At 44.2% G+C, this 11553-nt stretch carries 11 protein-coding genes; 10 read left to right on the plus strand and 1 reads right to left on the minus strand.

Annotated features, from left to right (window positions below; genetic code table 11):
- The 10 genes from A3766_RS12745 to A3766_RS12790 all read left to right on the plus strand — a co-directional run.
- On the plus strand, window positions 1–1289 hold a 1289-nt coding region (locus A3766_RS12745; protein WP_068642306.1), incomplete at its 5' end, for a M17 family metallopeptidase.
- 56 nt (window positions 1290–1345) lie between these two features.
- Window positions 1346–1606 carry a DUF5062 family protein gene (locus tag A3766_RS12750; RefSeq protein WP_068510982.1) on the plus strand — a complete coding sequence of 87 codons (261 nt, stop codon included), beginning with the start codon at window positions 1346–1348 and terminating at the stop codon, window positions 1604–1606.
- Between the two features lie 238 nt (window positions 1607–1844).
- The gene (locus A3766_RS12755) at window positions 1845–2564 is read left to right on the plus strand and encodes a 1-acyl-sn-glycerol-3-phosphate acyltransferase (protein ID WP_068510984.1); all 720 of its coding nucleotides are present in this window, start codon (window positions 1845–1847) and stop codon (window positions 2562–2564) included.
- Window positions 2565–2780: 216 nt separating this feature from the next.
- A complete protein-coding gene (nhaD, locus tag A3766_RS12760) occupies window positions 2781–4208 on the plus strand; it encodes a sodium:proton antiporter NhaD (RefSeq protein WP_231872250.1) in 1428 nt (475 codons plus the stop codon).
- A gap of 196 nt (window positions 4209–4404) precedes the next feature.
- Entirely contained in the window at window positions 4405–5541 is a 1137-nt protein-coding gene (locus tag A3766_RS12765) for a flavin reductase family protein (RefSeq protein ID WP_068516105.1), read from the plus strand.
- Between the two features lie 9 nt (window positions 5542–5550).
- Complete coding sequence (locus tag A3766_RS12770) at window positions 5551–6855, plus strand: acyl-CoA desaturase (RefSeq protein WP_068516104.1); 1305 nt, start codon at window positions 5551–5553, stop codon at window positions 6853–6855.
- Window positions 6856–6930: 75 nt separating this feature from the next.
- Window positions 6931–7641, plus strand: a complete 711-nt coding sequence (locus tag A3766_RS12775) for a pseudouridine synthase (protein ID WP_068516111.1) — start codon at window positions 6931–6933, stop codon at window positions 7639–7641.
- A 129-nt stretch (window positions 7642–7770) separates the two neighbouring features.
- Window positions 7771–8877, plus strand: coding sequence for an LPS export ABC transporter permease LptF (lptF, locus tag A3766_RS12780; RefSeq protein WP_255374947.1), 1107 nt, complete (start codon window positions 7771–7773; stop codon window positions 8875–8877).
- Window positions 8878–9035: 158 nt separating this feature from the next.
- Window positions 9036–9740, plus strand: a complete 705-nt coding sequence (locus A3766_RS12785; protein WP_068516096.1) for a hypothetical protein — start codon at window positions 9036–9038, stop codon at window positions 9738–9740.
- A gap of 353 nt (window positions 9741–10093) precedes the next feature.
- Window positions 10094–10459, plus strand: a complete 366-nt coding sequence (locus tag A3766_RS12790; RefSeq protein WP_068516094.1) for a ribosome recycling factor family protein — start codon at window positions 10094–10096, stop codon at window positions 10457–10459.
- A gap of 30 nt (window positions 10460–10489) precedes the next feature.
- Here the strand turns inward: A3766_RS12790 and A3766_RS12795 are convergent.
- The coding region (locus A3766_RS12795) for a toprim domain-containing protein (RefSeq protein WP_231882900.1) at window positions 10490–11553 on the minus strand (1064 nt) is incomplete at its 5' end.

The following is an 11553-nucleotide window of genomic DNA, read 5'->3' on the forward strand; positions in this document are numbered from 1 at the left end:
AGACCTGGTTGAACGCAAATAACTATGAGGGGAAAGGTGGAATCCTCATCCCGGATAGTGACGGCAGCGCACTGCAATGCATTTATGGAATGAGCCCTAAGAGTGACTACTTCATTGCTGGCGATCTAGCGCTACAAATTCCTGCGGCGCGCTACTCGCTGGATTGCAGTCAGTGCAGCGAGCTATTTGAAGACCAAACTGAGTTTGAAACTCAGTTCGCAATCACCTGGGCCCTCTCTTGTTACCGGTACACTGAATATAAAAAGAATGATAAGAGCCTGCCAACACTTTCTGTATCTTCAGAAGCAATACTCAACAAAGCACAGGCATTTTCTTCTTCAGTGTCATTAGTAAGAGATCTGATCAACACCCCAGCCAGTGACTTAATGCCTGAAGATATGGGTACCGTAGCTGAGCAGCTCGCAGAGCAATACGGTGCTAAGCTCGAACAGTTTGTTGGCGACCAACTACTTGAGCACAACTACCCTACCATTCATGCCGTTGGCAGAGCCAGTGTACATGAACCAAGGCTCATTGATCTTACTTGGGGTGACGAAGATGCCCCAAAAATAACACTGGTTGGCAAAGGAGTTTGCTTTGACAGCGGAGGCCTGGACCTCAAGCCCAGTAATGCTATGCGCCTTATGAAAAAAGACATGGGCGGCGCGGCGCACGTACTTGGGCTAGCAAAATTAATTATGGACCAAGCTCTTCCAATCAGATTACGTGTACTAATACCCGCAGTAGAGAATGCCGTATCTTCGAATGCTTTTCGTCCAGGTGATGTAATCACCACACGACAAGGAATTACTGTCGAAATTGACAACACTGACGCTGAAGGCCGCTTAGTCTTATGTGACGCATTGACCGAAGCAGATAGCGAAAACCCGGACATGATATTCGACTTTGCAACACTAACCGGCGCCTGCCGAGTTGCATTAGGAACAGAGTTACCCGGTTTTTTTTGCAATGACGAACAACTTGCATCTTCGTTGCAGGAGTGTGGAAAGAGCAGCCAAGACCTTGTGTGGCAACTCCCCCTACACAGCCCTTACCAGGACATGCTAAAAAGCGATATTGCTGACACCCTTAATAGCGCAGCCACGGGTTTTGGCGGCGCTATTACAGCAGCGCTTTACTTACAATTATTCGTGTCTGATGACACTCCATGGGTTCATTTTGATGTAATGGCCTGGAATAATCGAAAGCTTCCTGGGCGACCAACTGGCGGCGAAGCATTTGGTATTCGTGCAGTCTTCGACCTACTAGAGCAACGTTTCAACAAATAAAACAAATTAGCTATGTTACACATTCACCCTAACTATAAACTTATGAGAAGCCCAGTATGGCGAAGAAGCTAAAAAACGAAGCTCAACTCCTTAAAGAAGCCATTCGCATCGGCACCTTATATGCCGAAAAACGTGGCGTCGCAAAATTCGAAGCTGATGACTCTCAAGACGACAAAATCGAGTACATTTACCGCTTACTAGTACACGACAAGCAGCTTCAACCTCTTGCTAAGGATGATCTGACCTTGGTGAAAATGAAGCACAAAATTGTTATGTGGCTGTATAAGCAGTTACCCGAGGGACATCCGCTTAAATAATTTACTTTGAGCCATTGCTTTAGGCAATGGCTCAGACTATCTTATGCACTATTCACCTTCACGCCTGCCGTAGACAAACGTAAAAGCGAATCTACACTCAGCACGATGATCGTGTTGAACTCTTTTCAGTTGTAGATTCAACCATTAATTTCCAATGATTCAATCCAAGACACTGTAATGAGTTCGCCCAATAGCGTACACTTGTACTCAAACTTTAATTACTTGCACTGAGAGTCTAATGATTCGTTTTATTCGTTATTCCTTATTATCTATTCACTTTGTCATCAGTTGCGCTCTCGGCCTTCTTTACGGAATTATTCGCCCCTTTCACCCGACTAACAGCCGCTGGTGCGCACAGACATTTGCGTTTTTCGGCCTGCCTATTATTGGTATTAAGCCAAAATTGGTTAACGCCCATAATTATCCAAGCGATCGTCCTTTTATCGTGGTAGCCAATCACCAAAGCAACTGGGACTTATTTGTAACTGGATATTCCGTGCCGCCACGCACAGTCAGCTTGGGTAAAAAAAGCCTTAAATGGATTCCATTTTTTGGCCAGCTTTACTGGCTAGCTGGCAACGTGTTAGTTGACCGAGGTAACCCTAAAAAAGCGATGGAAGCAATGGAGATTACCAAAACAGCCCTCACTGAAAAGAAAACCAATATTTGGTTTTTTGCAGAAGGCACACGTAATCGTGGCAAGAACATGCTTCCATTTAAAAAAGGCGCATTTGTAACGGCCATCAACGCAGGCGTTCCTATTGTTCCCGTATGTACAAGCCCTTACTTAAAAGGTTTTAGTCTCAACAACCGCACGAATGGTCAGGCGATTATCGAAATACTTCCACCCATTGAAACAAAAGACCTTAGTAAAGACGACCTTGAAGAGCTAATGCTCAGTTGTCGGCTTGACATGATGGAAACTATCAGCCGCCTAGAGGATGAGTGCGGTAAATAGAGCGACACATCGCGACGCCCAAACTAGCCAGAACCTTTCGCTTCTGGCTAGCCGTCTCTATAAACCTTGCCTAGAATTCCCTTCCCCAAATTGATTTACGTCTAGAATCGTCTAATTAGCCCCCATACGCACATATTAAGCCTTAGAGACACTGGTCAAAACGAGATAAAGTTGTTTATCATCAACTATCCAAAAACAACAATGATTTGAAGCACTATGCTCAAGCCTCTACCCATAATCATGCCAGGCTTACGCTTTGTATTAGTAATCGCTTGCACGCTACTCGCTACCAATGCGCATAGTGAGCCACAACTGATTAAGCCCTATGATTTAAGCTCGTCATGGACTGGCTATCTGGCATTAAGCGTCTTCTGTCTCGCTTATGTTTTTGTCGTACTTGAAGAAAAAATACACCTGCGAAAGTCCAAACCAGTTCTTCTAGCCGCCTCTCTGATATGGATTATTATTGCTTTTGCGTACCACCGCTCTGGTGATAGCGAATTAATTGAGCCTGCAATCCGGCATAACTTCCTTGAATATAGTGAGCTATTTTTCTTCTTACTTGTCGCCATGACCTATATTAATGCCATGGTAGAGAGAGGGTTGTTTGATGATTTACGTTACTGGCTAATATCAAAAGGTTTTAGTTATCGCCAACTTTTCTGGTTCACAGGTTTCCTGGCGTTCGTAATTTCACCGATCGCAGACAATCTAACTACCGCACTTATACTTTGCGCCGTCGTTATCGCTGTCGCAAATGGTAAGTCTAACTTCGTCTCGGTCAGCTGCGTTAACATTGTTGTCGCAGCAAATGCCGGTGGCGCATTCAGCCCCTTCGGCGACATCACCACGCTAATGGTCTGGCAAAAAGGTATTATCGAATTCAGCGATTTTTTTGCACTCTTTCTCCCCTCCTTGGTCAACTTTTTAGTTCCCGCAAGCATCATGCACTTTGCAATCCATAAAGGCACACCCGATGACCCTGAAGGAAATGCTCGCCCGGTTAAGTTTGGTGGAGTTCCTATAGCTATTTTATTTATCCTAACTATTGCGACGGCTGTCACCTTTCATAGCGTCTTACACATCCCACCGGTATTTGGCATGCTCACAGGCCTTGCCTACCTTAAATTCTACGGTTACTTCCTCAACCAAAAGTCCAAATCCTGGAACCACGGCTCTGAGTACCCTCCCGGCGCGAACCAAGACCCTTATGACTTTGATGTATTCTCTAAAATCGCCCATGCTGAGTGGGACACGCTATTCTTTTTTTATGGCGTCATAATGGCTGTTGGAGGCCTGGGATTCCTTGGCTACCTTGGAATTAGCTCTGAGTATATCTACGGTGAATTTGGCGCAACAAACGCTAATATCATGGTGGGTGTCTTATCTGCTTTAATTGACAATATCCCGGTGATGTACGCCATTCTAACAATGAACCCTGACATGCCACACGTACAGTGGCTATTGGTCACACTGACCGCCGGTGTTGGCGGCAGCCTGTTATCAATCGGTTCGGCCGCAGGTGTCGCTCTAATGGGCCAGGCTCGGGGAAAGTATACCTTCTTCAGCCATTTAAGATGGACGCCAGTCATCGCGCTCGGCTACGCTGCCAGCATCTGGGTACACCTATTAATCAACAGCTAATGCTATAAGAATTTTTTATAGACTTGCTAATGCCACCACTCTACACCTATAAAACTCCCCCCTTCAATAAACTGACATACATCAAACTCCAGAGTACACCTGTAAGTTTATATTGACAAACAACACCCCCTTCTATAACGTCTATATCTAAGAGTACAACTGTTCTCCTAAATTACTACCACTCTCGAGGAAAATTATGGACACACTCAGCCAGAAACGACCATTCAATGATGTTGCGTCTTTAAAGCAACTGCCTCGGAAAGTAGCAGATCTTTTCAAGAGCACTGCTGGACTAAACAAACGAGCGAGCGAAGTTATTGATGAACGCTCCCCTACCATTAATGCACGCATTAGCCGGATAGTCAAAGAGACACACGATACCAAAAGTTATTACTTCAAAACTAAACAGTCTTTAAATCATCACAGCGCTGGCTCTCATATTAATATAAAGTTCGACAATAAAGGCGAAACCGTTGAAAGAACATACACCTTGTCTTCACAGCCAGAGCTAGGCTTTGATCATGCACAACAAAACGAGTACGCCATTACGGTTAAGTGCATAGAAAAAGGATTAGCTTCAAACTGGCTATTCTCACAGCTTAAAGTTGGAGACGAAATCAATGTCAGTAAGGCGCAGGGACAATTTGTATTACCCTACCACCCTCCAGGAAAGATTCTTTTTCTCTCTGCAGGAAGCGGCATAACTCCCGTCATGTCAATGCTTCGCTACCTGTCAAAAACAGGTAACCGCAGTGATATTGTGTTTATAAATTACGCTAAGTCAGCCAAAGATCTTATTTTTAAAAAAGAGATTGAAGAGTTAACAAGCAGTCGCTCAAATATTAATAGTCAGTTTGTGCTAGAAACTGGCTCACGCGGAAAGAAAAGCGGCCTAATAAATAGTTCACAACTTCAATCACTCGTTCCTGACTTATCAAGTCGCGACATCTACATGTGTGGCCCCCAAGGTTTTATGAAGGCATCTATGGAAATATTTGAGCAGCTAAGCATAGCCCCTTCAAAAATCCATCTAGAGAACTTCACTTCAGACCTGGCTGATGCCAGTACATTAGGCTACTCGAGCGAGCTTCAATTCGACTCCTTAGATGCATCAGTCGTATCAAGCCCAGCAAGAACAATATTGCAGGAAGCTGAAGCGGCCGGTTTGAAGCCTAAATCAGCATGCCGCACCGGAATCTGCCGAACCTGCCGCTGCAAGAAAGTTTCAGGCACTACCGTCAATCTAGCAACCGGGGAAGAGTCGACAAAAGATAATGACTACATCCTTCCCTGCATATCCGTTGCGAAAACAGCAACTCACATCGAGTTATAGGACAGTTTTATGAGCAATCAAAGCAAGGTTCAAGAAAGTACAAAAAAAACACTGGTCGATATTAAAACAGCGTTTAAAAGTAGCGATAAGCCAGATTTAAGCCCTCAGCAAATCAATGACTTCCAAAAAGAACTGGACGAGTTACGCTACTCTATCGAGTCAAAGCTAGGAAAAGAAGATATCGACTATTTTCAACAAATTGTCGACATACAGCGTTATTTGGAAATATCAGGTCGCCTATTGATTCATTTTAGTATCGAACCGGTTAGCTGGGCCCTGGGTGTCGCCAGCTTGAGCGCAGCACATATTCTCGAAAATATGGAGATAGGCCACAACGTTATTCACGGTCAATATGATTTCATGGGCGATGAAACGTATAACTCTGACTATGAGTGGACGATGACTGGCACCGCTAAAAACTGGAAACGAGCACATAACCATCACCACCACGCATATACCAACGTAATAGGTAAAGATACCGATTACGGCTTTGGTCTATACCGTTTTTCTGAAGATATTGAATGGAAACCGATTCACTTGCTACAGGTTCCATTCAATGTCGCCAATGCATTGGCATTTGAGTTTTCGGTAAGCCTGTATGATCTTCAGCTTACTCAGTACTTGCTACCAAAATGGTTACGTCAGGCAGAACACGATGACCTACTGCCTCTTCCGGAAGTATTTCAGGAACTTAAAGAATTTGTCGCCAAAGCAAGCAAGAAAGGCCTCAAGGAGTATGTCTTCTACCCCGCACTTGCCGGGCCACTAGCACCAAAGGTTCTTGCCGGAAATGTAAGCGCCCAAGTAATTAGAAACGTGTGGGCTTTTGCTGTTATTTACTGCGGTCATCTACCTGATGGCAATTTCACCTTCACTGAAAAGGAAATGGAGGCAGAGACAAAGGGACAGTGGTATCTACGCCAAATTCTTGGTTCCAGCAATTTTGAAGGGGGCCTTTTAACTCACATTATGAGTGGGCATTTGAGTCACCAGATAGAGCACCATCTCTACCCAGACCTGCCAGCGTGGCGTTATCGAGAGCTTGGCCCAAAAGTCCAGAATATCTGCGAGCGCTATGGCGTTCCTTATGCTAAAGGGAAAATGGTGCCAATGTTAGGTACCGTTGCCAGGCGCTTGGTAGAACACTCTCTTCCCGAAAAGGTAAGCGAAAAAATTACTGAAAAAGTACCTGGTTTGGCCTCTATTAAAAACAAGTTTGCTAGTTTGTTAAACACTGCCAAACCAGGAACTGCCGAGATACAGGTTATTTCACCTAAAACAAAGTCATCCAAGAGTAAGCTGAGCGCTGCGTAAGATCTGTTTAATTTTTCTATAAAGTTCTGTAAAGTGCCCGGCGAAACAGCTATATAAATGACCGGGCATTTAACTATGGGATACTCAGCAACTCGCCTTGATCGCCTAGTAAGCAAAAAACTTTCGATTAGCAAAAGAGAAGTTCAAACTCTCATTGCGCAAAGAAGAGTCCTAGTTAATGATGTTCCTGCTTCATTCGCCAGTTTACCGATTAAACAATTCACTCGCGTCACGGTTGATAAAACAGATATACAGAATAATCATGCACTTTACCTAATGCTCAATAAGCCTAAGGGCGTTGTATGCGCAACCAAGGATAAGCAACACAAAACTGTGATTGACTTACTTCCTTACGATTTTAAGGATCAATTGCATATAGCCGGTCGTCTTGATTTAAACTCTACCGGCCTTGTATTGCTTACAAATGACGGAGAATGGTCAAGACAACTAAGCGATGCTAATTGCGGAGTACTTAAAAGATATCGTGTTCGACTGGCCAAGCCTATAAGCCATGAATATATAAAAGCCTTTGCTGAAGGCATGCACTTCGCTTACGAAAACATTCATACTCGCCCTGTCGAACTTAAGATTCTTTCTGAGTTTGAAGCAGAACTAAGCCTACAAGAAGGCCGGTACCATCAAATAAAACGTATGTTTGGACGCTTTCGAAACCAGGTCCTAGCGCTTCATCGTTATGCAATTGGTGATTATCAACTACCTCCATCCATCCTTCCTGGCCAATCGAAACAAATCTTATCGATTATGCCTTTCGATCATGCTAACTAAGTGCTACCCGCTGCAACCATTTTACTTATCGTGGTACACTTGCCTCGATTTTACTAGGTGAAGCAAATTTAGCTGCTGCCACACTATACAAATCGACGTTCCAATCGGGCGGCTTTAATAATTTTACGAGTGAAAGGGTCACACTTGATAATCTTTAGGTATTTAGCGCGACAAGTATTCGTCTCAATGCTGTCAGTAACATTTATTCTGCTGTTGGTATTTATGAGTGGCCGCTTTATACGCTACCTGGATAAAGTTGCATCAGGACGGCTTTCAGCTGATGTTTTGTTTCCCGTTATGGCCTATCGCCTACCGGAGTTTCTACAAGTCATTTTACCTCTAGGGTTCTATATTGGTATTTTGCTCGCTTATGGGCGCATGTACCTTGAAAGCGAAATGACCGTTTTGCACTCCTGCGGCATGAGCCGAAACCGTCTACTGAAAATGTCTCTTAGCCTCTCTGTACTTATCGCAATTTTCGTCGGTACAACCAGCCTATACGCAACACCATGGGGTTTTCAGAAAGCAAAAGACTTGTTAACCGAGAGCGCAAATCTATCAGAGTTTGAATTATTATTTGCAGGACGCTTTCAAGAGCAGCGTTCCCAAGGAAGAGTCACCTATGTAGAGTCTATTAGCGACGATAAAAAAACGCTATTTGGTGTATATATTGCGGAAACCGAGAGGCAGTCACAAACTTACGCTGAATATGGCGTAATGAATACCAATGAAACAACAGGTGAAAAGTTTCTACTACTCCACAATGGCACGCGCTATCTTGGTAGCCCTGGAGAGAATGCATTTAAAGTCATGCAGTTTGATATGCTGGGTGTAAGAATTGATGACCAAACAGTGAAAGAAGCGAAATCTTATAAGATAGCTGCTCGGCCGACCAGTCAGTTGTTGAGCGCCCAAGACAACGCTTCAGCGGCCGAACTTCAGTGGCGGCTTTCACTCCCCTTCCTAGCACCTATCGTTTGCTTGCTAGCGGTTGCCTTCAGCAAGGTTAACCCCAGACAGGGTCGCTTTGTCCACCTATTCCCAGCAATGCTAATCTATGTAGCCTATCTCGGGTTATTGATGACAGCGCGCAGTAAAGTTGAAAAAGGCGATCTACCACCGGCTATCGGAATGTGGGCTGTTCATGCTTTATTCTTCGTTATTTCACTCTTAATGCTGTATCGGGAAAACATAGTTAACCTGCTCAAATCAAAACGATCTTCTGTACCTGAATAAGCCAAGATACCTAAACGATCGTACATCTCTAACATTGCGAACATAACTAAGCATTCGACATTTACATTCTCGCGTTTAGCATTACACTTAATTGATCAGTTCAGAAAAATTTCTGAACTAATTCATTGCCAGTTGCCAACAGATCTCAGGAGTACAGCGTGCTTTTACGTACCAGTGTCATAATTCTAGCCTTTTTCATTGCAGCCTGTTCGGGGCCTACTCGAAAGCCACAAGAACAAGCCATTTTCCAGACCCTGGTTGAAGATGTCACCTTTAGAAAGCTTGCTGATCACTGCACAAACCTAAGTAAGCGCTCAGAACAGCAAGTTTGGCGTGCTAAAAAGGAGTGGTGGGAAAGAAACGGCGTTGTCGTTGAAGCCGCTGATTACGGTTTTTCTTACAACCTAATCAAACTAACCGGCGACCGTCAGGAAACCGGAGCTAGATACGCAATGGGTCTAAATTTCGACATTGTTCAAGCCGCAGAAAAGCAAGCTAAACAAGTAATCGAAAATGGTCTAGAAGAAAGTGGCTGCATTGAGTTAATGACCTCCTATCGAGATGGTGAACGTGACCTTAGCGAGAACAATGAGCGCTACGGATTGCTCCTCAAATTAATGCAAGACAAAAAGACACGCGGTCAGGACTTAGAGCTGGAACAGGCAAAAATCGTCAATAAGACCGGTGTCTCCTTCTCTAGAAGTAGCATGAATGCACGCAGGCTGGCGCATCGTACCATCTGCCCTGGAGCTGAAATTACGACACTCAAATCGAACTGGCCCTTAGAAATATTCGAAGCCGTTTGCGCTGATGACTCTTACGTATTGATTGAGTGTAAGTGGGGTAACTGCACATCAAGGTAAAACTAAGTCTTTACGGTACTGCAATCTACCCTGCAGTACCCTTTTCCTAACGCCCCCTGACATTGGTTAGCGCTTTTTTCGATAAATAAGGCACACCCATAGCCATACGCCCGCTGTATAAATTTGACTCGCCAAAGAGCTTGCTTTTATCGTTACTATTCAGGGAAATCTAATAGTACGTTCTGCCTGACGCTTAATATTGACCGCAACGAGTTTTTGATATGATAGTCACTATGACTATCTAAAAATCAATAATGGAATATCTAAACATTTTTAGAAAACAAAGCTGTCGACATTTTCGTGACATTTATACCACCTTAAAAGTTAGTACAGGTTTTGTACACAAGCTCAATATGAACACTCATATAGAAATAACACTAAACAGCTTAGTAAGACGCACAAAACATACGGATCAATTAAAAGCTCTATTGAAAAAGAATGGAGGAAAACTCACTAGAAAAGGTCGATCACGTAATTGGAAGCTAGAGCTGTCTTATCAAGATAAGAAAACGGTTGTCAACGAACTATACAACTCAGATGAGCCAAGCTGGCTATGGATTGCCAAGTTGCTCGCGCAACAAGAAAAGACGCACTCACATGAACAGTTAGTCACCATTGCGCGCCAAGCACCGGCGATTACAGTTAATCAGCTCGTTGCTGAAACTAATTGCAGTCTTGCAGAAGCGCGTAAAGCGCTTGACGAACTTGAATGGCTTTAAGCCGATAAGCTATTTGGCCAATATTTAAGATCAAATCTCAGCTAGATCGCCCTTCTCTTCTAACCAGGCTTTACGATCTGCGGCACGTTTTTTACCCAATAACATATCCATGTTCTCGTTGGTGAGGTCATGATCATCAATGGTAAGTTGCACTAGGCGGCGAGTGTCACGGGCCATTGTTGTTTCACGCAGCTGAAGCGGGTTCATTTCACCTAGCCCTTTGAAGCGCTGGACGTTTATTTTTCCCCTTTTCTTTTCCGCTTCGATACGGTCAAGAATACCCTTTCGTTCAGCTTCGTCTAACGCGTAATAAACCTCTTTACCGATATCAATTCGATATAATGGTGGCATCGCAACGAACACGTGACCACGTTCGACCAAAGTTCTAAAGTGTTTAACAAACAAAGCGCAAAGTAAGGTTGCGATATGAAGACCATCTGAATCAGCATCTGCCAAGATACAAACTTTACCGTAACGTAGGCCTTCTAAGTCCTCTGAATTTGGATCGACCCCCAAGGCTACTGCGATATCATGCACTTCTTGTGAGGCTAAAATCTGACCAGAGTCTACTTCCCATGTGTTTAGGATCTTACCTCTGAGCGGCATAATCGCTTGATATTCACGGTCACGCGCCTGTTTGGCTGAGCCACCAGCCGAGTCACCCTCTACTAGAAACAACTCGGAGTTCATAGTCTCTACACCAGAGCAATCAGCAAGCTTACCAGGCAATGCCGGGCCGGAGGTCACTTTCTTACGAACAACTTTCTTCGCTGCTTTTAGGCGCTTCTGAGCATTACTGATACACAGCTCTGCTAACTTTTCAGCATCATCAGTATGCTGATTAAGCCACAAACTGAAGGAGTCTTTGACGACACCGGAAATAAAGGCGGCAGCTTCACGCGAAGATAGGCGCTCTTTAGTCTGTCCGGAAAATTGAGGGTCTTGAAGCTTGGCTGATAGAACAAAACAGCTCTTGTCCCATATATCTTCAGAGCTCAGTTTGATACCACGCGGAAGGAGGTTTCTGAACTCACAAAACTCTCTCATCGCTTCCAAGCAGCCGGTACGAAAGCCGTTAACATGCGTTCCACCTT

This window comes from Oleiphilus sp. HI0132 (genome assembly GCF_001635845.1).